The organism is Clostridium liquoris (genome assembly GCF_002995785.1).
Lineage (GTDB): Bacteria > Bacillota > Clostridia > Clostridiales > Clostridiaceae > Clostridium_AO > Clostridium_AO liquoris.
Window position 1 is genome coordinate 1 of record NZ_PVXO01000028.1, and the last position, 23,614, is coordinate 23,614.

22 protein-coding genes and 1 pseudogene are annotated in these 23,614 nt (G+C 32.2%); 22 read left to right on the forward strand and 1 reads right to left on the reverse strand.

All coding sequences use genetic code 11. The features are described 5' to 3' along the window. Positions 1-99, reverse strand: a 99-nt coding sequence (locus tag CLLI_RS15040; protein ID WP_146127075.1) for a terminase gpP N-terminus-related DNA-binding protein, incomplete at its 3' end; no start/stop codon positions are given. Positions 100-323: 224 nt separating this feature from the next. On the opposite strand from CLLI_RS15040, the gene xerA reads away from it, so the two are divergent. The 22 genes and pseudogenes from xerA to CLLI_RS04705 all read left to right on the forward strand — a co-directional run bounded on the left by xerA (position 324) and on the right by CLLI_RS04705 (position 23,567). Next, a complete protein-coding gene (gene xerA, locus CLLI_RS04600) occupies positions 324-1,310 on the forward strand; it encodes a site-specific tyrosine recombinase/integron integrase (protein ID WP_106063065.1) in 987 nt (328 codons plus the stop codon). A 49-nt stretch (positions 1,311-1,359) separates the two neighbouring features. Next, positions 1,360-1,971 (forward strand): restriction endonuclease subunit S, encoded by a 612-nt coding sequence (locus CLLI_RS04605; protein WP_106063066.1) that lies wholly within the window; start codon positions 1,360-1,362, stop codon positions 1,969-1,971. 36 nt (positions 1,972-2,007) lie between these two features. Continuing rightward, positions 2,008-3,129 (forward strand): annotated as a pseudogene (locus CLLI_RS04610) (type I restriction endonuclease); the annotation flags it as partial. Positions 3,130-3,313: 184 nt separating this feature from the next. After that, entirely contained in the window at positions 3,314-4,546 is a 1,233-nt protein-coding gene (locus CLLI_RS04615) for a DUF4238 domain-containing protein (RefSeq protein ID WP_106063067.1), read from the forward strand. A gap of 128 nt (positions 4,547-4,674) precedes the next feature. Continuing rightward, on the forward strand, positions 4,675-5,169 hold the full coding sequence (locus CLLI_RS04620) for a PcfB family protein (RefSeq protein WP_106063068.1): 495 nt from the start codon (positions 4,675-4,677) through the stop codon (positions 5,167-5,169). Between the two features lie 60 nt (positions 5,170-5,229). Beyond that, positions 5,230-6,021, forward strand: a complete 792-nt coding sequence (locus tag CLLI_RS04625; protein WP_106063069.1) for a replication initiator protein A — start codon at positions 5,230-5,232, stop codon at positions 6,019-6,021. 13 nt (positions 6,022-6,034) lie between these two features. Beyond that, entirely contained in the window at positions 6,035-6,883 is an 849-nt protein-coding gene (locus CLLI_RS04630) for an ATP-binding protein (protein ID WP_106063070.1), read from the forward strand. A 10-nt stretch (positions 6,884-6,893) separates the two neighbouring features. Next, positions 6,894-7,616 carry a phage antirepressor KilAC domain-containing protein gene (locus CLLI_RS04635; protein ID WP_146127071.1) on the forward strand — a complete coding sequence of 241 codons (723 nt, stop codon included), beginning with the start codon at positions 6,894-6,896 and terminating at the stop codon, positions 7,614-7,616. 20 nt (positions 7,617-7,636) lie between these two features. Beyond that, positions 7,637-8,173, forward strand: coding sequence for a hypothetical protein (locus CLLI_RS04640; RefSeq protein WP_106063072.1), 537 nt, complete (start codon positions 7,637-7,639; stop codon positions 8,171-8,173). Between the two features lie 75 nt (positions 8,174-8,248). Beyond that, a complete protein-coding gene (locus CLLI_RS04645; RefSeq protein WP_479723242.1) occupies positions 8,249-9,988 on the forward strand; it encodes a VirD4-like conjugal transfer protein, CD1115 family in 1,740 nt (579 codons plus the stop codon). Positions 9,989-10,133: 145 nt separating this feature from the next. Next, positions 10,134-10,454: a single stranded DNA-binding domain-containing protein gene (locus tag CLLI_RS04650; RefSeq protein WP_106063074.1), complete on the forward strand. Its 321-nt coding sequence runs from the start codon at positions 10,134-10,136 to the stop codon at positions 10,452-10,454. A gap of 1 nt (position 10,455) precedes the next feature. Next, a complete protein-coding gene (locus tag CLLI_RS04655; RefSeq protein WP_106063075.1) occupies positions 10,456-10,671 on the forward strand; it encodes a Maff2 family mobile element protein in 216 nt (71 codons plus the stop codon). Between the two features lie 96 nt (positions 10,672-10,767). Further along, a complete protein-coding gene (locus CLLI_RS04660; RefSeq protein WP_479723241.1) occupies positions 10,768-11,559 on the forward strand; it encodes a VirB6/TrbL-like conjugal transfer protein, CD1112 family in 792 nt (263 codons plus the stop codon). Positions 11,560-11,582: 23 nt separating this feature from the next. Beyond that, a complete protein-coding gene (locus tag CLLI_RS04665; RefSeq protein WP_106063077.1) occupies positions 11,583-12,026 on the forward strand; it encodes a hypothetical protein in 444 nt (147 codons plus the stop codon). A gap of 14 nt (positions 12,027-12,040) precedes the next feature. Further along, positions 12,041-12,487 (forward strand): PrgI family protein, encoded by a 447-nt coding sequence (locus CLLI_RS04670; protein WP_146127072.1) that lies wholly within the window; start codon positions 12,041-12,043, stop codon positions 12,485-12,487. Further along, entirely contained in the window at positions 12,372-14,822 is a 2,451-nt protein-coding gene (locus CLLI_RS04675; protein WP_106063078.1) for a VirB4-like conjugal transfer ATPase, CD1110 family, read from the forward strand. The genes CLLI_RS04670 and CLLI_RS04675 overlap by 116 nt, the downstream gene beginning before the upstream one ends. A gap of 4 nt (positions 14,823-14,826) precedes the next feature. Next, positions 14,827-17,334 (forward strand): CHAP domain-containing protein, encoded by a 2,508-nt coding sequence (locus CLLI_RS04680; protein WP_106063079.1) that lies wholly within the window; start codon positions 14,827-14,829, stop codon positions 17,332-17,334. 20 nt (positions 17,335-17,354) lie between these two features. Beyond that, on the forward strand, positions 17,355-17,627 hold the full coding sequence (locus tag CLLI_RS04685) for a conjugal transfer protein (RefSeq protein WP_106063080.1): 273 nt from the start codon (positions 17,355-17,357) through the stop codon (positions 17,625-17,627). Continuing rightward, positions 17,614-18,504 carry a CD1107 family mobile element protein gene (locus tag CLLI_RS04690; RefSeq protein WP_106063081.1) on the forward strand — a complete coding sequence of 297 codons (891 nt, stop codon included), beginning with the start codon at positions 17,614-17,616 and terminating at the stop codon, positions 18,502-18,504. Before CLLI_RS04685 ends, CLLI_RS04690 begins: the two co-directional genes overlap by 14 nt. Continuing rightward, on the forward strand, positions 18,504-20,822 hold the full coding sequence (locus CLLI_RS04695; RefSeq protein ID WP_106063082.1) for a VWA domain-containing protein: 2,319 nt from the start codon (positions 18,504-18,506) through the stop codon (positions 20,820-20,822). Before CLLI_RS04690 ends, CLLI_RS04695 begins: the two co-directional genes overlap by 1 nt. Before the next feature lie 94 nt (positions 20,823-20,916). After that, positions 20,917-22,614 (forward strand): DNA topoisomerase 3, encoded by a 1,698-nt coding sequence (locus CLLI_RS04700; RefSeq protein WP_106063083.1) that lies wholly within the window; start codon positions 20,917-20,919, stop codon positions 22,612-22,614. Further along, on the forward strand, positions 22,611-23,567 hold the full coding sequence (locus tag CLLI_RS04705) for a DNA cytosine methyltransferase (RefSeq protein WP_106063084.1): 957 nt from the start codon (positions 22,611-22,613) through the stop codon (positions 23,565-23,567). Before CLLI_RS04700 ends, CLLI_RS04705 begins: the two co-directional genes overlap by 4 nt. Positions 23,568-23,614 lie beyond the last annotated feature (47 nt).

Below are 23,614 nucleotides of genomic sequence, written 5' to 3' on the forward strand. Positions count from 1 at the left end.
AAGAACATTTCTTACAGTTTTTCTGTCGACCTTCAACATATTAGCTATTTGCGTTTTGTTATAGCCTTTTTTGAAAAGTGTAATAATTGTTGTATTCATTTCGACCCCCAGCATTTCAATCCCTCCTCTGTAGATAATTAAATTTTACACTACAGAGGGTATTTGATGATATACTTACTGGGGAAAAACCTTTCCCTTTTTCGGGTAATTTTATTTTACCATTAACAAAAATAGAGGCTTATTCAGTATTTGTTTGGAAATTAAATGCTTATAGGTGTCAATAATACTACAATCTAAAACTTTTTTAAGAAAGGAAGATTGTAATGGAAAAACTTATTATTGAAATTGAACAGGGAATGATTAATTTACTTAATAATATGCAAATGGAAGAGCTTCATAAGGTATTGCTTAAAAAATTGCAAGGGTTAACTTTTATAGATGAAGCCAATAATAAAAATTTAGAGAATAAAGAAGTAGATTATTGTAACATATTTATTTGTGCAAAGCAGGTAGAGGGCTGCTCAGAAAAGTCCATTAAATATTATAAATCAACCATAGAAAATATGTTAAAAACATTAGATAAGCCAGTTAAACATATTACAACAGAGGATTTAAGAGGATACTTAGCAGAATATTATAAAAAAAGAAATTGCAGCAAGGTTAGTATTGATAATATTAGGCGAATTCTTTCAACATTTTTCTCATGGCTTGAAGATGAAAATTATATTTTAAAAAATCCGGTAAGACGTATTCATAAAATAAGAGCTGGAAAGATTGTAAAAGAAACATATACAGATGAGCATTTAGAAATAATGCGTGATAATTGCAAAGAAATACGTGATCTTGCTATTATAGACTTATTAAACTCTACTGGAATACGTGTTGGAGAATTGGTGAAATTAAATATTGGCGACATAGATTTTAACGAGAGAGAATGTATTGTTGAAGGAAAAGGTGATAAGCAAAGAAGAGTTTATTTTGATGCAAAAACTAAAATACATTTACAAAATTATCTTAATAGTAGGGTTGATGACAACAAGGCACTTTTTGTTTCATTAATAAAGCCATATAATAGGTTAAACATTAGTGGAGTTGAAATTAGGATGAGAGCTTTGGGAAGAAAGCTTAATATTAATAAGGTACATCCACATAAATTTAGAAGAACACTTGCCACAAGAGCTATTGACAAGGGAATGCCTATAGAGCAGGTACAGCAGCTTTTAGGACATCAGAAGATAGATACGACCCTTCAATATGCAATGGTAAATCAAAATAATGTTAAGATTGCACATAGAAAGTATATCGGGTAAGGAAATGTTTTAATAAAATATAAAAATAAGTAAATCGAGATTTATCGAGATGTTTGGAGATCCAGTTTCAAATCCTATGAATTGGGAAAAGAAAAAGTTATCTGATGAATGTAATATTATTACTGGAAACACACCATCAAGAAAAGTTAGTGAATATTATGGCGATTACATAGAGTGGATTAAATCAGATAATATAAATACACCTAATAGATATTTAACAGTAGCAGAAGAATATTTATCAGAAAAAGGACTACAGGTAGGTAGATCTGTTGAGAAAAATAGCATATTAATGACCTGTATTGCTGGTAGTATTAAATGCATTGGAAATGTTGCAATTGCAGATAGAAAGGTAGCTTTTAATCAACAAATAAATGCTATTGAACCAGTAAATAATAATGTGTTATTTATGTTTGAACAATTTGGATTATCACAAAGATATATTCAAAGCACAATAAATATGTCTTTGAAAGGTATATTAAGTAAAGGACAGTTATCAGAACTAGAATTTATTTTTCCACCACTAGATCTCCAAAACCAATTTGCCGCCTTCGTCAATCAAGTCGACAAATTGAAATTTGAAATAGAGAATACCATAAAAGTCTTGGAGAAATCCAAGATTCTTTATGTCAAAAATTGTTTCAATATGGTAATATATTCATAGGAAGCAGTATATGACATTAAAAGGGGGATGAAACCTTTGTGTACTAACTTTGAATTTTTAAAGCTTAAAAAGGAATTTAGCAGTTTTTCAAATGCCTGTATTGAAGCAGAAAAAAGTATATTAGTAAGTCCAGCAACCACTGCTATTTTAAGCAGACGTGCATTAGAACTTGCTGTTAAATGGGTATATAGTTTTGACGAAGATTTAAAGTTGCCCTATCAGGACAATATAAGCAGTTTAATTCATAATAATAGCTTTTTAGAACTTATTGATAGCGGAATGCTGCCTTTACTTAAATTTGTTATTAGCTTAGGTAATGTGGCAGTTCACACTAATAAAAATATAACAAGAGAAGAGGCAATTCTTTCATTGCATAATTTGTACCAGTTTGTTAACTGGATTGATTATTGCTATGGTGATGACTATAAGGAAAAACAGTTTGACGAAAATTCTCTTCCAAAAGGAGAAGAAAAAAAAGTAAGACCAGAGGAGCTTAAAGATTTATACGAAAAATTAAGCTCAAAGGATAAAAAGCTTGAAGATATTATAAAAGAAAATGAAGAGCTTAGAAAAGAAATAACTCAAAAAAGAAAAGATAACACTGAAAATTATAAATTTAATATAGATGAAATAAGCGAGTTTAAAACAAGAAAGATTTATATAGATGTAGAACTTAAACTTGCTGGATGGGATTTTAATAAAGATATTGGAGAAGAAATAGAGATTTTTGGAATGCCTAATAATAAAGAAAAAGGCTATGCTGATTATGTTTTGTATGGTGATAATGGAAAACCTCTTGCAGTGGTTGAAGCAAAGAGAAGCAGTAAAGATCCTAAGGTTGGACAACAGCAAGCTAAATTATATGCTGATTGTTTAGAAAATCAATATAATGTAAGGCCAGTTATTTTCTTTACCAATGGATTTGAAACTTATATTTGGGATGATTACAACGGTTATTCTGAAAGAAGGATTTATGGCTTCTTTAAAAAAGATGAATTGCAGCTTATGATTGACAGAAGAACTCAAAAAAAGAGTTTAAGAAATATTAATATGAAAGATGAAATAACCAATAGATATTATCAAAAGGAAGCTATAACTGCATGCTGTGAGGAATTAGAAAGAAGAAAAAGAAAACTTCTATTAGTTATGGCAACAGGGGAACGTGTCATAATAGTGATGGGTGCAATAAATGCTTTGAAATCAAGGATTTCAGGAACTTTTATAAAAATAATTCATGCATTGCTTAGAGCAATTAGACTCTAATTGTTGTGAGCAGTGCATGATGAGGAAAGATTTAAGTTTTTTAATAAATCATAATAATAGATGAAAGGTGAATACTATTATGCAAATAACAAAGAATCAACATTATGTTCCTCGTTTTTATATGAAACCATTTTCAATGATTAAAAATGAAGGAACAAAAAAAGAAAAAGTACTAATATCTTTTTATCAATTTAAGGGTAACTTGTTTAGAGATAATATACCAACTTCTTCTGTTTGTTCGGAAGATTTTTTCTATGATGAGGATGGGAAAGTAGAAAATAAACTTGCTGAAGAAGAAAACAAATGGGGAAGTACAATTTTAAAAATTAATCGTGGTGAGGTACTAACAGCAAATGATATTAAAAATATCAGAGAATTTACTGCATATCAGATAAGTAGGACTAAAGCGATGCTTGCTCATAATCAAGACATGGTTACAACAATACTAACTGATGTTTTGTATAATCGAAATAGTGATTTGAATAAGTCCGTTATAAATGAGATGGTTGAAAAGAAAGTTGAAAGTGAAATAACCTCTGAGTATAATTTAGATTTTGTGAACGATATTTTATCTACTATTGATGATTTAAAGATGATTATTTTAGAAAATAAAACGGATATTGCTTTTTTTACATCAGATGTTCCTGTAATTATTGTTAATCCTTTAGGGATCCATCGTGCTGGTCTGGGGGATATTGGTACAGTTGTCTTTTTTCCGATATCTCAAAAAAAGATGGTGATGTTTTATGATAGTAAACTTTATGGAAAAATCGCAGAAGAAATACAGGATTCAGAATGCATTTATACTTTTAACAAATACCAATATGTTAGTGCGGACGAGAGAATATTGGCGTTGAATTCGATAGAGTTTGAGAAATTCATACAAGACAAGGAATTGAATGCTTTTCGAGAAAAATTCCATGTTTCAGCAAAAACCACCACGAGTTATGACGGCATCGGTACATTTATGGCTGCTAAGTCGAGGAGTATTGAATACTATCTTGATATTCCTATACTTAAATTACCAAAATCATTAAAAAAGATACCAAGAGACTTTAGAGAAACATTTCCACGTAACTACAATCTTAAAACTAGAAGGGCAATATTATGTAGGGTTTATCGTGAACCGGATTTCATTAAAGAAGAAAAACTCAAAAATCATTGGAGACAAATGCAAGAATATGCAAAAGTATTACTAGAATATTTAGATTACTACTGGAATACGCCAAAGGAAGATTGTGTTATCTCAGGAGAGTTTATGAGACAGTTAAAGGAAGTCCCAGTGAACTTTTTTCCCACGAGAGAATTGTAAATAGTATAGTAAATATAAGTTTGTATCAGACTGTAAAACTTTAGTTTAATAAATTAATGAATATTAGCGGTTCAGATGTAAAAGTCTGGGCCGCTTTTTTTATTTCCCCTAGAAAGGAGGTTACCTAGATGGTAAATGATGATGTCAATAACAAAGCTATAAACATTGAGATTAAGGTTGCACAGTATTCTGCAAAAGCTATTTTAAAAGCAATGAAAAAAATCATGGAAGATGCTGCTGAGAAAAGTCAGCCACTTGCGGAATATCTTAGCGAAAAAAGAAAAACTAATTCAAGAAAGCTTAAGGATATGGTAAAGAAGGGTCAGCTTGAAAATATTGATTTACAGAAAGGTGAGGTCAAGGAATTAAAAAAGCAGCTTAACCGATACGGAGTTAATTTTTCTGTTATGAAGAATAAGGAATCAGGGCTTTACTCTGTATTCTTCCAAGCCAAGGATACCAAGGTTATGGATTTAGCTTTTAAAAAGGCTATAGAAAGATCTGAAAAGAAAGAAAACAAAAGGGAGTCTACAAAAGAAATACTAAATAAATTTAAGGAAAGGGTGAAAAATATGGCAGTTAAAGACAAGGTTAAGGAAAAACGTCATGAACATGAGAGATAAAAGGACCAGGCATTTAAGAGAAATCTTAGATGTCTTTTTTATTGAGATGAGGTGAAGTGAATGGATTTTGATTACTTTTATGGGAGGGATTCTGAAGGTTTTAGGTTTATCCGTTTACCTATAGTTCTTATAGAAGATGAGATGTTTAAGGAGTTATCAATAGACGCAAAAGTTCTTTATTCAATGTATTTATCGAGAAGCACTTTGTCTTATAAAAACAACTGGATAGATGAAAATGGAAGAGTATATATCTATTTTACTGTTGAAGAAACAGCTGAACAACTAGGCTGTGGCATTAAAAAGGCAGTTAAACTTATAAAGGATCTTGAAGAAATTGGGCTTATAAAAAAGAAAAGAGCAGGACAGGGTAATCCTACTAAAATTTATGTTAAAGATTTTATGAGTATTTTTAGAAATGGAAATCCTAGACTTGTCATAAGGGAAAATCAAGACTTGTCAAAAGGACAAGTCAAGAATGGTGATTTTGATAATTCTGGAATGGCCAAAAGGGAAAGTCTAGACTTATCAAAAAGACAACCTAACTATATAGAGAATAATAAGATTGATAAGAGTTATATTGATTTTAGTGGAAAACAGAAAAAAGGAACTTTCCTTAATGTAATTATTTCTGATGAAGAAGAAAGCAAATTAGAGGATAAGATTCCTAATCTAAATGATTATATTGAAAGATTATCAGCCTATATGCAAAGTACAGGAAAAACCTATAAAGACCATGCTTCAACAATTATGACCTGGTATTTAAAAGATAAGAGAGAAGGAAAGCTTAAAAGTGAAAAAACCTATACAGGTGATCCTTTAGACTATGAAAGCGAATGGAACTTAAATAATTAGAGAGGTAGAGAAAATGGAAGATAAAATAAAAACAATTGAAATTGATGGAGTTGAATTTTCTTTTAATGCAAATAAAGCCTTTGAAAAAGATGGACATGTTTACTGTAGACAGTGTGGTGAGCAAATAGATTCAGAACCACTTAGCTATCTTGGAAGTAAAAAAATAATATTTGGTAGAGGATGTAAATGTGATAGAGAAGAAGAAGCTAAAAGAAAAGATGAAGAAATGGCAAATCATATTAGAAGACTTAAGGAAGAATGCTTTACTACCAGCATAAACCTTATAAGTTGCGATTTTGATAAGGTTATAGAGCCTAAAAGACAGGAAGTTATTATAGGAAAAAACTTTGTTAAGAACTTCAAAGAATTATCAAAAGACAATAGTGGCCTTATATTTCATGGAAATGTAGGAACAGGAAAGACTTACCTAGCAGCTTGTATTGCAAATAAGGTTATAGAGGAGTATCAAATAAGAGTTAAGATGAGAAATATTCCTCAGATTATAAATGATATTGAAAAACGTGGCTTTGATATTGATAAGAATGAGTATTATAGGTGGTTATCTAGTGTATCCCTTCTTATTCTTGATGATTTTGGGATTGAAAGAAATACAGAATATGTAAATGAAATGGTCTATCAGATTATAAACACTAGGTATGAATCAAAGAAACCAACTATTATTTCAACGAATATTCCTCTTGGTGTGATTATGAATGGAAGTAATGATATTGATAAGGAGAGGATTTATTCAAGGATTAGAGAGATGTGTATTCCTGTTAAGATTGCAGGAAAAGACATTAGAACAGAACTGGGAAGAAAAAAATTAAGAGAAACTAGAGACCTACTTTTAGGAGATAGATGAGGTGAGAGAAATGTATAAAATAAAGGTATTTGAAAATAGAGAGTTTGGACAAATAAGGACAATATTAATTGACGATGAACCTTGGTTTGTTGGAAAAGATATAGCAGAAGCTCTAGGGTATAAAAGACCAAGTGATGCTATAGCAAGCCATGTTTATGAAGGAGATAAGCTGAAACGGTGTTTTACAGTATCAGGTCAAGGAAGGAATATGCTAGTAATAAATGAGTCTGGAATGTATGCCCTTATCTTTGGAAGTAAACTTGAACGTGCCATAAGGTTTAAGAATTGGGTAACAAGTGAGGTTCTTCCTTCAATTAGGAAATATGGGGGCTATTTTACTGGTCAAGAAGAAATGAATGATCAAGAACTTTTAGCAAGAGGCTATCTAGTAGCCTTAAGGCAAATAGAAGCAAGGACAGAAGAATTAGAAGGTCTTATTCCTAAAGGAGAATTCTTTGATAAGTTTATTTCCTTAGAAGACTGCATTTGCCTTAGGGATACTGCAAAGGAATTAGGGGTTTCTCAGAATAGGTTTATAAATATACTTATAGATAGGGGTTATCTTTATAGAAATCAAAAAGGAAAATTAAGATTTTACTCAACTGCAGCTGATTACTTTAAATTAAAAGATTATATCAATAAATATAATGGAGAGCCTGGAGTCTATACAGTAGTAAGACCAGAGGGAAGAGCATATTTTTTCTCTTTACTTAAAGAAATGGGAGAAATTTGAGGGAATAGGAGGTGATTTTGATGTTAATGTTAAATGAAAAAAGTTGTATTGACTGTGATGAGTTTGAATTTGATAAACACAGTGAAGAAATAGAAGAACTAATGGAAAAGCTAATACAACTAGAAGACTATGATTGTGTAGTGCTTCATAAATATATAGATTTAGCTCATAAGGACAGAGAAATGAAAGTTATAAATTCAAGCTTATGGGACATATACGAGTTAGTTGAATATGCAGATTTTAAAAATGGTGTAGATATTCTTATTGATGATGAAGGATTCTTAAACCTATCAGTTTACGGACAGACCTATAGGATGGATGGAAATGATTATTTTATCAATTCTATTTTCAAAATTATCCCACGAGATAAAGACTGGAACTTTCTTGATATATCCGATTTTTTACTTGATGGAATGGAAGTAAAACTTTCAGAAAAGCAGTTAGATAGAAAAAAGAAATCAACCATTGAACTTCTGAATGAATATAAAGGAAAGGTAGATAAAATTTATCCTGTAAATAAGGATAAAAAGAAAAGAGATATAGGTGAGGAAAGATAGGAAACTCCAAGTTAAGGAGGTGGTATTTTGAGTGTAATAGAAGAAGCAAAAAGAGATATAAAAAATTTATTTCATGTGCAAGATAAGAAGACTTTTGTTAAAAAGAATATACCTTATCTTACATTTTTCTATTTAGGGGATATTTTTTCTCACCATATAAATTCATATATAGGAGGTGATTTAATAGACCGTTTGTTTCAAGCGGTCCTGGAAATACAAACAATGAACTATCTCCCTAGCTTTAATCCAAGGGATTTACTTGTAGGATTTATTCTAGCAGCAATAGTTAAACTTATCCTTTATAGCAAGAGTAAAAATGCTAAAAAATTTAGAAAAGGTGAGGAATATGGTTCAGCAAGATGGGGAAATTCAAAGGATATTGCTCCCTATATGGATGAAGATTATAGAAATAATCTTCTTCTTACACAGACAGAAAGGATTACTATGAATAGTCGACCTAAAAATCCTAAGTATGCAAGAAACAAAAACGTTCTTGTAATTGGAGGTTCTGGTTCTGGGAAGACAAGATTCTTTGTAAAACCTAATCTTATGCAGCTTCATTCAAGCTATGTAGTAACTGATCCTAAAGGAAGTCTGCTTCATGAGTGTGGCAAGATGTTAGAAATGAATGGGTATGAAATAAAAACTCTAAATACCATTAACTTTAAAAAAAGCATGAAATATAATCCCTTTGCCTATCTTAGAAGTGAAAAAGATATTTTAAAACTGGTTCAGACTATTATAGCCAACACCAAAGGAGAGGGAGAAAAGGCAGGAGAAGATTTTTGGGTGAAAGCTGAAAGACTTTATTATACAGCCCTTATTGGCTATATCTTTTATGAAACACCAAAAGAGGAACAAAATTTTACGACTCTACTGGCAATGATAGATGCTAGTGAAGTTAGAGAGGAGGATGAGAATTTTAAAAATGCAGTAGATTATATGTTTGAAGCCTTAGAAGAAAAGGATCCAGACCATTTTGCTCTTAAGCAATATCGTAAATACAAGTTGGCAGCAGGGAAAACTGCAAAATCTATTTTAATATCATGTGGTGCAAGGTTAGCTCCTTTTGACATTAAGGAACTAAGGGATTTAATGAGTGAGGATGAGATGGAGTTGGATACCCTAGGGGATAGAAAAACATCTCTTTTTGTTATCATTTCAGATACAGATGATACCTTCAATTTTGTGGTATCACTTATGTATTCCCAAATGTTTAACTTGCTCTGCGATAAGGCTGATGATGTATATGGAGGAAGGCTACCAATTCATGTTAGGTGTCTTCTAGACGAGTTTGCAAATATTGGTCTAATCCCTAAATTTGAAAAGCTTATAGCAACAATTCGTTCAAGGGAAATAAGTGCTTGTATAGTTCTACAGGCTCAATCACAACTTAAAGCAATTTATAAGGATAATGCAGATACTATTATAGGTAACTGTGATACCACTCTATTCCTAGGGGGAAAGGAAAATGGAACTTTAAAAGAGATTTCTGAAACTCTAGGCAAAGAAACTATTGATTTATTTAATACATCAGAAACAAGAAGTAATCAAAAATCCTTTGGGCTTAACTACCAGAAAACTGGCAAGGAACTTATGACCAAAGACGAACTCTTTGTAATGGATGGAAGCAAGTGTATTATGCAGCTTAGAGGTGTAAGACCTTTTCTTTCAGAGAAGTTTGATATTACAAAACATAAGAATTACAAGCTCTTAGAAGACTATGATGATAAGAACTACTTTGATGTTGAAGAGTATATGAAAAGGCAAGGTAAGGCAAGGCTCAACAAGGAGTCTATAATAACAAGGGTGTAGGTGAGAATATGAAGGTAAAGGTGAGAAGTCCCTCTTGGTAAAGTGAGCAGCTAAGTTAATAGATTTGATTTATAGCGATTGGATTAGAAATAAAGTCCAGTCGCTTTTTTTATTTCATAAAAAATTAGGAGGCAAAGATTAAAAGATGGCAACTTATAAGGAAAGAGATATGAAAAATGTAACAGCCAATGTGGTAGGAGAAGTGAAAACAGCTTCTTTTGACTGGGATGGAGAAACCATAAATGTAACAAACTTCTCTCTTGTAGGAAAGAAGAATGGGAAAAGACACTATACAAATTGTTCAGCCTATGGCCAGTGGTCAGAAGTAGCAAAAGATCTTAAAGTAGGTGATCTTGTTCATGTTTATGGTTTCATTAAAACTAGGAAGAATAATGACAAGGTTTATAGGAACTTCATTGTAAAGCATATGAATAAAATTGAAAAAGAAAATAAGGAGGAAAAATAATATGGCATTTTTTACGGAAGGAATAGCAGTATTAAAAACATTGGTTTCAGCAATTGGAGCAGGTCTAGGGGCTTGGGGAGTAATTAATCTTATGGAGGGATATGGAAATGATAACCCAGGAGCAAAATCACAAGGAATTAAACAATTAATGGCAGGTGGGGGAATTGTGCTTATTGGAATGAAACTAATACCTTTACTTGCAAATACACTTAACTAAGAAAGAGGTAGATAAAATATGTTTGGGCTTTTCGATAAAATAACTGAGTTCTTTCAGGAGATTTTCATCGGAATTATCCAGGCAAATCTTGAAGCGATGTTCTTAGATATAAATAACAATGTAAGTCTTGTAGCTACGGAAGTCGGGAAAACACCAAGTGGCTGGAATGCAGAAGTATTCAGCTTTGTGAAGAATATTAATGACACTGTAGTTATTCCCATAGCGGGAATTATCATAACCGCCGTCTTGTGCATAGAACTCACAAATATGGTGATGGAAAAGAACAATATGCACTCTGATACTGATACATTTGATTTTTTCAAATATATTATCAAGATGTGGATTGCAGTATGGCTTGTAAGCAATGCTTTCACCTTCTCGATGGCAGTATTTGACGTATCACAGACACTAGTAACTAAGGCGGCGGGAGTGATAAATACAAGTGCAGTCCTAGATTCAATGGATGTGGCAGCAATGGTAGAGCATCTTAAAGATGAAAGCTTATGGAATCTGATACTGATAGCCTTAGATACTTCACTTGTAAAGCTTTCAATACAGGTTGTATCAATCATAATCATAGTAATAACCTATGGAAGAATGATTGAAATTTGCTTGTATAGCTCAGTATCAGCAATTCCATTTGCAACCATGGGAAATAAAGAATGGGGACAGATTGGAACAAATTATATCAAGGGATTATTTGCACTTGGGCTTCAGGGATTGTTTCTTATGATATGCCTTGGAATATATGCGGTACTTGTAAAGACAATTCATGTAACCACAGATATTCATGCCAGCATATTCGGAGTTCTTGGATATACGGTACTTCTTGGGATTATGATGTTAAAGAGTGGAACAATTGCAAAGAGCATAATGAATGCTCATTAAAATATATTTAGGAGGAATGTAATTTGGAACTTAAAAATAAGAAAGTAATAGTAGGTCTAGCACTTGCAGGAGTAGGTCTTATAGCTTCTGAAATTAAAAAGAAAAGGAAGGTAGATGAACTTACAAAAAGAGTTTATTATACAGAAGATTTTTTAGAAGATCTTAATGAAAAAGCATGGAGCTTAAATAGGTCTATGAAAGAGATTGCCAAAGCTCATAATAGCCTTACAAAAATGGCAACTGATGATTATGAAGACTTTGATGATAGAATCTATGAAATTGAAAATGAAATTGCTACTATTTATAGTCATCTTGCAGAACTTGATAGGATTAAGAAAAATAGAAAAGGAGTGGATGATACTAGAATAATATTAAAAAGTAAATCTGATGAGTTAGAAGAAAGTATAGATGATAATGAAGAAAGTGAAATAGAGCTTGGAGGAATAATAGAAAAGCTAATGGAATAGAGAGGTGATAGAAAGTGGCTTATGTTCAGATACCTAAAGATTTGAGTAATGTTAAGACCAAAGTTGCACTCAATCTTACTAAAAGACAGCTTATTGGATTTGCGGTAGCAGGTCTTATTGGTATTCCAACATATCTAAAAACAAGGGGTGTAGTTGGAAATGACCTGGCTGTCTTTTTAATGATTATACTTACTATCCCTGTTTTCTTTGTGGTCTTTTATGAAAAAGATGGTCTTCCATGTGAGAAGTACCTTAGGTATGTATATCTTCATGAAAAATACCAGCCTAAAGTTAGGGTTAGTAAGGAAAAACTTATACAAATGAGGGAGGAGGAGCAAGACATAAATGGCAAAAAATCAGGTCCAGCAAAGAAATCTAGAAAAAAGAAAAAGACAGGAAGAAAAACTTCAAAAAAAGGAAAAAGAGTTAAAAAAGGCAGCAAGAGAAACAAAAAACTTTAAATTTAATCATAAGAAAAGCTCTTCATTCCTTGATTTTTTTAAAAAAGAAAAGAAAAGACACACCATTGAAGATACCATTCCTTATAAAAAGATGTATAGGAATGGAATTTGCTATGTAGGTGAAGGGAAGTACAATAAACTTATAAAATATGAGGATATAAATTATCAGCTTGCACTTGAAGAAGATAGAGACCTTATCTTCAATCAATTTGCAGGCTTTTTAAATTCCTTTGATTCTACAACAGAGCTTCAGTTGAGTTTTGTTAATCAGGTAGGAAGGATCAAGGAAATGGAAAATGCAATTACTATACCAGATAAGGGAGATGATTTTGATGAGACAAGAAAAGAGTTTAGGGAAATGCTTAAGGACCAGCTTTCTAAAGGGAATAATGGTCTTAAAAAGTCAAAATATGTTGTTGTAAGTACAAGGGCAGAGACTTATGATCAAGCAAAACCTGTACTTGAAAGGATAGAGATAGATGTTCTATCGAATCTAAAAAGTATGGGGGTAAGGGCTGAAACACTAATAGGTGTTGAAAGGCTAAAGTTACTTCACGATATGCTAAATCCTGATAAAATGTTTGATTATGATGGACAAGGACTTGAAGATAGGGACACAAGAAAACTTATAATGCCTAGTACATTCAAGTTCATAAGTCCTAAATATATGCAGATGGGAAATTATATCTGTGCATTGAGCCATTTTCAGATTCTAGCTAGTGAACTTTCAGATAGGTTCTTATCAGAAATTCTTTCTATTGAAGATAATATGTATGTAAGTCTTCATATTCATGCTATAGACCAGGTAGATGCAATCAAGATGGTAAAAAGAAAGAATACTGATCTTCAGAAAATGATGATTGAAGAGCAGAAAAAAGCCGTAAGAGCTGGTTATGATATGGATATTATTCCATCAGACCTTAATGTTTATGGTAATGATATAAAGAATCTTTTGACTGATCTACAGTCTAGAGATGAAAGAATGTTTTATGTAACCTTTACAATTATGAATCTAAGTAAAAATAAAGAAGAACTTGATAATACAATAGCTCAGATTTCTTCAATATGTAATCGTAATAACTGTGCATTAAAAAGATTAGACCACCAACAAGAGCAAGGCTTTATATCTATCCTGCCATTAGGAGTAAATAAGATTGAAATTAAAAGGCAACTGACATCTTCATCAACTGCTGTATTCATGCCTTTTACAACTGAGGAACTATTTATGAGTTCAAATACAAGTTTATACTATGGGCTTAATGCTCTTTCCCACAACCTTATAATGGCAGATAGAAAGAAATTAAAAAACCCTAATGGACTTATTCTTGGAACACCTGGAGCTGGTAAGTCCTTTGCTGCAAAAAGGGAAATGGCCAATGCTATTTTAGTTACTGATGATGATGTAATTATTACAGATCCAGAAGGAGAATATGGAAGTCTTGTAAAGGAATTTAATGGTGAAGTAATTAAGATTTCAGCAAAGTCAAAGGATTATCTAAATCCACTTGATATCAATATGAACTATGGAGATGGAGATGCACCTTTAAAGGATAAGGCAAACTTTATAATGAGTATGCTTGAACTTGTAGTAGGTGGAAGTGGTCTAACTGCAGCTGAAAAATCTGTAATAGATAGGTGTCTACCCAAAATATATAAGGACTACTTTGAAAATCCACTGCCTGAGAATATGCCTATATTAAGTGACCTATATAATCTTCTTCAAGAGCAGGAGGAAAGTGTAGGAAGAAAATTAGCAACAGAAATGGAAATCTATGTTACAGGTTCTTTAAATGTATTTAATAACAGAAGTAATGTGGATCTTAACAAGAAACTTATATGTTTTGATATAAAGGAACTGGGAAATCAACTTAAGAAAATAGGTATGTTGGTTATACAAGATCAGGTATGGAATAAGGTTTCTTCAAATAGGGGAGCTAATAGGGCTACAAGATATTATATAGATGAGTTCCACTTACTTTTAAAGGACCAGCAAACAGCCCAGTATTCTGTGGAGATATGGAAAAGATTTAGAAAGTGGGGTGGAGTTCCAACAGGAATAACTCAAAATGTGAAAGACCTTTTGGGAAGTGCAGAAATTGAAAATATCTTTGATAATACAGACTTTGTTTTAATGCTTAACCAGGCATCTGGAGATAGAGAGATCCTAGCAAAGAAACTTAAAATTTCTCCTTTTCAATTAAACTATGTTACTAATTCTAATGCAGGAGAAGGGCTTTTATTCTTTGGAAATACCATAGTTCCCTTTGTAGATAAGTTTCCTAAAGATACAATTCTTTATAAGAAGATGACAACAAAGCCTGAGGAAGTGGAGTAAGAAAATGAATGAGAAGAATAAGAAAAAAAGGAGAACTAATCTTGACATAGGTAAAAGAGAAAAAACAAAAGACTATAAGGATAAGAAGGTTGAAGATAGTCAAAGGTTCCAAGATTCCATTGTAGAAACAAAGTCTAAATTAAATAATCTTGAGAAGAATGATGAGCCTACGGATAAGAAAAGTGGGCTTTCTTCATCTCAAAAACAAATAAAGAAACAAATGGATAAAGAGAAAAAAGTGGATAGTAAAATTCCTGAAACAATTGATTATAGTAGAAAAGAAGAAAGTATAGGTGATTCAAGCAATTTAGAAAAAAGAACTTCAGAAAGTAGCCAAGTAAAAGGGACTATAAAAGAGCATAAAAGTCTTGATATAGGTGGAAGAAAAAAGACTAACAATTACCTTGGCAAAAGAGTCCATGAAAAAGATAGATTTGATGATTCTATTGTAAAGAAGAAAACAAAATTAAATCATATTCAAGCAAAGGCAAGTGATGGGAAAAATGAAATAGCTGAAGACAAGGAAGATATTACAGGAGGTGATAGGAATCTTTCAGATAGTTTAAATGAGAAAGCAATAAATAAAGATAAAAGAAAAAAGCAGAAACAGATAAATAATCTGAAAGATAAAGAAAAAACCAATAAGTATGAAACTCTAGATAAAGAAACTAAGATCAATGCTTCACTTGCAAAAGATACTGATGATCCTACTATTTCTGATAAACATGATAATGAGATAAAAGCAGATGATTATGAGGAAACAAGCTATGGTGTAGAGAGTTTTAAAAAGAATGGCAAAGTTTCAAAGAAAGATTATTACAAAAGAAAAGCTATTTATGATAATCAAAAAAAGACGAACAAAAGGAAAGATGGAAAATTAACCACAGATGATGTTAAAGACCTTAAAGATGGCATGGCTAATAGGGCAGGTGAAAAATCTTCATTTGAAAGTAAAGGTCTTAGTGAGAGGGCAGAGAAAAAGTATCGGGAAAATGAAAGTAAATTAATTCAGAAAAGGAAAAAAACAAGTAAGCTTTATAATAAGCCTAAATATGATAAGACAAGTAAGCTTGTAGGAGGAATATCTGGAGCAAGTTACATGGCTTCTGAATACATGAGAGCTGGAAGTGATGAAAATGTAGCTATTGACGCAGCAGATAAAGGTTTATATCTTAATGCAAGTATGACAAGACAAGCCCAGAATAGACTTCAGAGAAAAAGAAAAAGTCCCTTAAAGGTTGAAAGAGAATTGGCTTTAAAACATCAGAAGAATATGGCAAAGGCTGAATATCAGACAGAAATTGAAGTTTTGAGAAAAGAAAAAGACTTTCAGAAGAAGAGTGCCTACAAAAAACTGATTAAGAGAAAGCAAGCGAAAAAGAAAATTTATGAAGAGTATAATATTGCAGTTACCTTCAAAGATAGACTTAAAAGGGGAATTGAAAATATTTTAAAAGGAAGTTCTCAGGTTATAAGAAGAAGTATTAGGAGACTCCTTATTCTTCTTGCAGTCGTTATTATAGGTTTTATGACCTTAAGCCAGATTGCAACTTTTTTTCTTGGTGGAATATCATCAGTAACAAGTCAAGTTATGAGTACCACATACTTGTCAGGCGAAGATACTCTTGCAGATATAAATAGTGAATTTACCAACCTTGAGTATGAATTGGCAGATGAACTTGCCAATATTGAAAGCTATTATCCTGGATATGATGAGTACCATGTAGGAGGAGATACTGATATAGGGCATGACATTCACGAGCTTTTAAGTTTTATAACTGCTAGATATGGAGAAGTGACCAATGCTTCAAGCCTTAGTGGAGAATTAAAAGATCTATTTAATAAGATGTATAAGGTTGATTATGAAACTGTGGTGGAAACCAGATATAGGCAGGTATGCTATGGAAGTGGTGAAGATAGATACTGTGTAATGGAGCCTTATGACTGGTATATTTTGAAGGTTACAGTTGAGAAAAAAGAACTTGATACTGTAGCAAGGGAGGAATTTGCTGGATATGAGGACAATCTTGCTCACTATGAAGCACTTCTTGAAACAGGTGGCAATATGGAATATTACTTTGGAGGAAGTGGTGTAACTCCTGTTATTCCAGATAGCACCATAGTAGGGGATTTTATAAACAATCCTAATCTTTCAGATAAAGAAAAGGCTCTTGTATCAGCAGCATATAGGACACCCACTGCAGGTAACGGCTACTGTGCTGCATGGGTAAGTAATGTTTATGTAAATGCAGGTTTCCCAAGACCAGGTGGGAATGCTTGTGATCAGTATTATTGGTACTGTGATAGCAATGATCTTTTAAAGCTTAGACCTGGAATGATGGTAGCAGTACCCTCTCATAATCATACTAAGGCTGGGAAAATTTATGGTCATGTTGGTATTTATGTTGGAAATGGGATTATAAGAGAGAATATCGGTATTGTAAAAGATACTAAGCTTTCAGATTGGATTGCCTATTATGGTAGTAGTGCAAAGTGGGGATTCCCCTATTAAAAGAAGGAGGGTTTAAATGAATGGATAAAAAAACAGAAAATAGATATAAGAAAATAAAAAGGGACCAGAAAAAGCTAAAAGACCAAATTAAAAAAAGTGAAGAAGAATTGGAACTTTTAAGGTTGGAAGAAGAGGAAATAGCTGGTCAAGAGATTATGGCTATATGTTATGAGCAGAAGATTAATCTTTTAGAAGCAGTAAAGGTTTTTATTGAGGCAGAAAAAACAAGAGAAAAGGAAAATAAAGTATTTAAAGAATTTGAAAAGGAGAATTTAACCTATGGAAAAGAATAATAAGAAGAGAAAAGCTATAAAAATATTACTGGCACTTGCAATTACAAGTGTGGTTGGAATAAGTTTCGTGACTACAGTCTTTGCATCAGACACTAGCGGAGAACTTGAAAGAGAGTTTGTAATTGATGTTAATAGTCCTGAATCTACAAAGGATAAGGAAGATAATATCATAGTTGATGTAAATAAACCTTCATTAAATCCAGCGGAAACAGGAAATGGCTTTGTTGTTGATGTAAATAAGCCTAAAGAGGAATCAACTATACCAAAGGAAAATCCTTATGAACCGACAGACCCTAGCAAGGCAAGAGGAACTATTATAGAATCTGTTGGAGCAGATAATAAGGAATATCCAAGAAGGAGTGAGATAGCAGATGTTTTAGATGAAGCTAGTGGTGGTCAAATAAAGGAAAGACCAAAGGCTGATGCAAGAGAATACTTTACCTTTCAAACAAAAAGTGGCAAGGTCTTCCATCTGATTATCAATCATGATGAGCCTGACTCCAATGTTCAACTCTTAACTGAGGTATCTGAACAAGATTTACTCAATATGATTGAGCAAGATGAGGAAAGAAATGGTAAAGCTAAAGTCGAGGAAGAACCTAAAAAGGAAGTAGTAAAAAAAGAAGAACCTGAAAAAGAGGAACCTGAGAAGGAAGATTCTAAGGGTTCTTTTTTAATTGTCCTACTTATCATAGCGGTAGTAGGTGGAGCAGGATATTACTTTAAGGTTGTAAAGGCTAATGAAGATGGATTTGATGATTTTGAAGATGATGAAATCCCAAATGATGATGATTTTTTCAGCAGTAGTGATGAAGAAGAAAGTAATGAAGAAGTAGAAGATGAAGATACTGAATATACAAAGGAGGATTTGATTTAATGGGTAAAAAAACTGGATTATTTAAAAAAATTTTAGCAGGAATGCTTAGCTTTACTATAATGTGCGGGGTAGTGACTCCTGTATCGGCAAGTGAGAAAAAAGATAAGACAAGTTATGATGTGGATATGGTTATTGTAGTTGACATTTCAGGTTCAATGAGTGGAACTAAAATGACAAAGGCTAAAAAGTCAGCCAAAGATATGGCAGAGTCTATATGGAAGGAACAAGAAACCTATAATATCAATACAAATATTGCACTTATTAGCTTTGAGTCTAATGTAATCCATCATAAAAATGATGGGGTAGACTTCTTCCAGAAAAAAGATAAGAACAAGCTATTTAGTGTTATTGATGGGCTAGCTGCAAAAAATATGACCTTTACACAAGGAGGTCTTCATGAAGCAAGAATGATATTTAAAAACTCAACTGGAGATAAAAAAATCATAGTCCTTCTTTCAGATGGAGAAGCAAATCGTATCTATGAGCCAAAGGTTGACCTTGATGATTATATGAACAATAACAAAAGGGTTCCTGAGGGAAGTTTCTATTATGATAAGGCAGGACAAGATACTAATACCAGTAAGGGTAAGTTTTGTGCCTTAGCAGAAGCTAACCTTGCAAAAAGTGATAATATTGATGTACTTGATATTTACACAGTAGCTGTTGATTGTAATGAGCAAGCAAAAGAGTTTTTAAAAGAAGTAGCAAGTGGAGATGATAAATTTAAGGATTCAGATACAGGTGACCTAGAAGATACCTTCAAGGATCTAACTGATGAAATAAAGGATAAGATAGAAAAAGAAAAATTAGAAAAAGAACTTGAAGACCTTAATAACAAGATTGATGAATTGGATAAGGAGAAAGCAGAACTTGAAAAAGAGTTTGCTGAGGAAAGAGAGCAGGCAGCTAAGGATAAGGAAGAGCTTAATAAAGAAATTAATGACTTAAAAGACAAAACCGATGAACTTGAAAAAGCTAAGGATAAATTAGAACAAGAACTGGCTGATGAGAAAGAAAAAACAGAAGAAGATAAGAAGGCTCTTGAAAAAGAGATAGAAGATCTTAATCAAAAAACTGACGAGTTAAATGAAGCCAAAGAAAGTCTAGAAAAAGAATTGGAAGATACAATTAATAAGATGGAGGAAGATAAAAAAGAACTTGAGAAAGAAATCTCAGAATTAGATAAGAATATTGAAGATTTAAGGAAGGAAAAGGATTCAGTAGAAGAAGAACTTAATAAGAAAATTGAAGAACTTGAGGATAAACTTAATCAGGAAAAGGCTGAGCATGAGAAGGACAAGGAAGAACTTGATAACAAGATTTCTGACCTTAATGATAAGCTAGACCAACTAGATAAGGAAAAAACAGAAATTGAAAATCAACTTGAAAAAGAAAAAGGGGAATCTAAAGCAGAAAGAGATCAATTAAAAGAAAATATTGATGACTTAGATAAGAAAATTGATGAAATAAATAAAGAAAAGGCAGAACTTGAAAAAGAACTAGCTGATGAAAAGAATAAGACAAAGGAGGAAAGGGAAAAACTTAAGGAAGAAATTGAGGAACTAAACAAGGGTTTGGATTCAATAAATAAAGAAAAAGAAAGGCTTGAAGACAAGCTAAATCAACTAATAGAAGATTTTGATAAGAAGGTAGAGAAACTAGAAGATGAAATTGATAAACTTTCTAAAGATAAGGATACACTTGAAGCAGATTTAAGAAAAGAAATGGAGAAGATGAATGAAGAGATAGAAGCTTTGAAAAAGGCGAAAGAAGAGATGAAAAAGGGGCTAGAAAATCAAAAAAATCAATCAAGTAAGGATAAAGAAAAATTAAATGATGAAATAAATAAACTTGATGATAAGATTTCTAACCTTAACAAAGAAAAGGATAGACTTGAAAAAGACAACGAGAAATATAAAGAGAAATTTGAAAATCTTGAAGATGATGTAAGGGATTTAAGAGAAAATCTTGAAAGAGAGAAGGACAAAAATAATCTTAAAGACATGAATCTTCCAGAAGGTGTTAAGGTCAATCAATGGTATCCTGAAAAATTTGTAACTTTGCCTGATAAGAAAACTTATGATGATGGTGAAGATATTGATATGAATGGTATGAAGATGAGATTTACTCGTGTAATAAAGAGTAATGGAAAGTATATAAGAGAAACAGAAGATGTTTATTATAGAGATTTCAAGAATAATTATAGGGGTTGGGAGTTCAATTTAAAAACAAAGACTGCAAAATATGATGGGTCAACAAATGGAAAGATGAAAATAGTATTTACATTTTCACTTAAAAAACCTGACCAGTCCTGGTAAAAAGAAAAAGTAAATAGATGAATAATGGCGGCTTGGATAAGTATAAAATCTGAGCCGCTATTTTTTTGTCCAAAAAAGAAATGGAGGAAGTAAATTGAAATTAGTAATAGCAGAAAAACCAAGTGTAGCAATGAGTATTGCCAAGGTCATAGGTGCAAATTCAAGAAAAGATGGATACGTTGAAGGAAATAATTATATTGTAAGTTGGTGCGTAGGACATCTTGTTAGGATGAGCAATCCAGAAAGTTATGATGAAAGGTATAAAAAATGGAATATAGCAGATCTTCCTATATTTCCTGATAATTATAAATATGAAGTTTCAAAATATACCAAGAAGCAGTATGACATTTTAAAAAGGTTGTTATTAGATAAGGGAGTTGTTGAGGTTATAAATGCCTGTGATGCAGCAAGAGAGGGAGAACTTATCTTTAGGCTTGTTTATAATCAGGCGAGGTGTAAAAAGCCTATAAAAAGACTTTGGATTTCATCAATGGAAGATAAGGCTATAAAGGAAGGTTTCAATAATCTTAAAGATGGAATAGAATATGAAAATTTATATAGGTCTGCACTAGCAAGAGGGCAGGCTGATTGGCTAGTAGGAATGAACCTTTCTAGATATTATTCTTGTCTTCATAATAATAACTATTCAGTAGGTAGGGTACAAACACCGACACTTGCAATGGTTGTAGATAGAGATAAAGCAATAAGGAATTTTGAAAAAGAAAAGTATTTTACAGTCCAGATAGATGCTAACAATATGAAACTAGAAACATCAAGGATTGATGAAAAAGAGAAAGCTGATAAGTTACTTTCATCTATTCCTGGGATTATTGAGATAAAGGAAATAGAGAAGAAGAGAAAAATTACTAGACCTGATAGGCTTTTTGATTTAACAACACTTCAAAGAGAATGTAATAAGTATTTTGGATATAGTGCAAAACAGACTTTAGATTATGCACAAAGTTTATATGAAAAGAAACTTATAACCTATCCAAGGACAGATAGTAGGTTTCTTACAGATGATATGGTTGATAATGTTAAAAGCTATGTAGATTCCTTTGGTAATGACTTTGATGAGAAGAACTTTAAGAGTATTTTTGATTCCAAGAAGGTCGAAGATCACCATGCCGTAATTCCGACAAGTGCTTCCCTTGATTTTGATACTACAAGTTTACAAGGCTCAGAAGAAAAAGTATTTGAACTTATAAAAGCAAAGCTTTTAGCAGCAAGATCAGAAAATCTTATTACTGAAAACACTAGGCTTATATGTGGTGTAAAAGGCTATGAATTTACAACTACAGGAACAGTTGTAATTGATGAGGGATATACAAAATATCTTACTCCTTATATAAAGAAGAAAGAAGATAAGGTTCTTCCTAAGCTAGATAAAGGCGACAAGCTTAAGGTAGAGAGTAAGAAAATAAATGAGAAATATACTAATCCACCTAAGCCCTATACAGAAGACACCTTGCTTAAGGCTATGGAACTTGCTGGAAGTGAAGCAAGGCAAGATGTGGAGGTAGAACGTAAAGGACTTGGGACTCCAGCAACAAGGGCTGGGATACTTGAAAACCTAATTAATAAGGAACTTATAAAAAGAGATGAAAGGAAACTTATTTCAACAGAGAAGGGGGAGCAGTTAGTATCCTTAGTAGCAGACTTCCTTAGAAATCCAAATACAACAGTAGATTGGGAAGTGAAACTTTATGAAATCTCAGAGGGAAAAGCTGATTTAAAGGATTTTATAGGAGATGTAGAAAAAAGAATAAGGGAAGTTATTTCACAAAAATGAAAGTGGTAGAGCTTTTCGGTGGTATAGGTGCTATAAGGAAGGCTTATATCAATAGTAAAATTCCCTTTGAGATAGTAGATTATGTTGAAATAGATAGAAACTGTGTTAAAAGTTATAATGCACTTTTCAATGAAAATTATGAGCCACTAAGCGTATGCAATTATAGTCTTCCAGATAAAAAAATTGATTTACTAATGCATGGTAGTCCCTGCCAGGATTTTTCTAGGGTAGGAGAAAAACTTGGTGGGAAAAAAGGAAGTGGAACAAGGAGCAGTCTATTATTTGAAACAATAAGGATAATAGAGGAAAGACAAGACAAGCCTAGATGGGTAATATGGGAAAATGTTAAGGGAGTTCTTGATAGAAAAATGAGAGCTTCCTTTTTTTATTATCTTGAAGAAATGGAAAGGCTAGGTTATGAAACAAAATATGAGATTCTTAATTCAATAAATTTTGGGATACCACAAAAAAGAGAAAGGATTTTTGCTATTAGCTATCTAGGCAAAAATCCTTTTAAATTTGAAAACCTAAAACACAAGGAAACCAAACATTTATCAGATTTCCTTGAAAAGGATGTAATGAAGACTTATGGAGATATATTTTTAGTCAAGCAGCCTTCAATGTTAAAAATACTCTATGATCCAGAATATAAGCCAAAATTTCAAGGAAGACTTCAAGTAATAGAAGACTTTTGCTACACCATATCTACTAAGCAAGTAAGAGTCCCTAACTCTGGAATACTTGCTATAGGTGATAACAGGTATAGATATCTTACTGAAAGAGAATGTTTTAGGTTGATGGGATTTGATGATAGTGATTTTGATAAGCTTATTAAGATTTTTCCAAGAAGAAAAAACTGTATGTCAAGTATTCTATATAAACAGGCAGGCAACAGTATAGTGGTTAATGTCCTTGAAGAGATAGTAAAGGAGATTCAAAACTGTAGCTTATAAGTTTATAAAGATGGGTGATGGAGTAAAATCCATAACCCTTTAATTAT

What these genes read in the sequence shown, in the direction of transcription:
- xerA (WP_106063065.1), top strand. Translation starts at nt 324, where the DNA reads ATGGAAAAACTTATTATTGAAATTGAACAGGGAATGATTAATTTACTT.
- CLLI_RS04605 (WP_106063066.1), top strand. Translation starts at nt 1,360, where the DNA reads ATGTTTGGAGATCCAGTTTCAAATCCTATGAATTGGGAAAAGAAAAAG.
- CLLI_RS04615 (WP_106063067.1), top strand. Translation starts at nt 3,314, where the DNA reads ATGCAAATAACAAAGAATCAACATTATGTTCCTCGTTTTTATATGAAA.
- CLLI_RS04620 (WP_106063068.1), top strand. Translation starts at nt 4,675, where the DNA reads ATGGTAAATGATGATGTCAATAACAAAGCTATAAACATTGAGATTAAG.
- CLLI_RS04625 (WP_106063069.1), top strand. Translation starts at nt 5,230, where the DNA reads ATGGATTTTGATTACTTTTATGGGAGGGATTCTGAAGGTTTTAGGTTT.
- CLLI_RS04630 (WP_106063070.1), top strand. Translation starts at nt 6,035, where the DNA reads ATGGAAGATAAAATAAAAACAATTGAAATTGATGGAGTTGAATTTTCT.
- CLLI_RS04635 (WP_146127071.1), top strand. Translation starts at nt 6,894, where the DNA reads ATGTATAAAATAAAGGTATTTGAAAATAGAGAGTTTGGACAAATAAGG.
- CLLI_RS04640 (WP_106063072.1), top strand. Translation starts at nt 7,637, where the DNA reads ATGTTAATGTTAAATGAAAAAAGTTGTATTGACTGTGATGAGTTTGAA.
- CLLI_RS04650 (WP_106063074.1), top strand. Translation starts at nt 10,134, where the DNA reads ATGGCAACTTATAAGGAAAGAGATATGAAAAATGTAACAGCCAATGTG.
- CLLI_RS04655 (WP_106063075.1), top strand. Translation starts at nt 10,456, where the DNA reads ATGGCATTTTTTACGGAAGGAATAGCAGTATTAAAAACATTGGTTTCA.
- CLLI_RS04660 (WP_479723241.1), top strand. Translation starts at nt 10,768, where the DNA reads ATGTTCTTAGATATAAATAACAATGTAAGTCTTGTAGCTACGGAAGTC.
- CLLI_RS04675 (WP_106063078.1), top strand. Translation starts at nt 12,372, where the DNA reads ATGGCAAAAAATCAGGTCCAGCAAAGAAATCTAGAAAAAAGAAAAAGA.
- CLLI_RS04680 (WP_106063079.1), top strand. Translation starts at nt 14,827, where the DNA reads ATGAATGAGAAGAATAAGAAAAAAAGGAGAACTAATCTTGACATAGGT.
- CLLI_RS04685 (WP_106063080.1), top strand. Translation starts at nt 17,355, where the DNA reads ATGGATAAAAAAACAGAAAATAGATATAAGAAAATAAAAAGGGACCAG.
- CLLI_RS04690 (WP_106063081.1), top strand. Translation starts at nt 17,614, where the DNA reads ATGGAAAAGAATAATAAGAAGAGAAAAGCTATAAAAATATTACTGGCA.
- CLLI_RS04695 (WP_106063082.1), top strand. Translation starts at nt 18,504, where the DNA reads ATGGGTAAAAAAACTGGATTATTTAAAAAAATTTTAGCAGGAATGCTT.
- CLLI_RS04705 (WP_106063084.1), top strand. Translation starts at nt 22,611, where the DNA reads ATGAAAGTGGTAGAGCTTTTCGGTGGTATAGGTGCTATAAGGAAGGCT.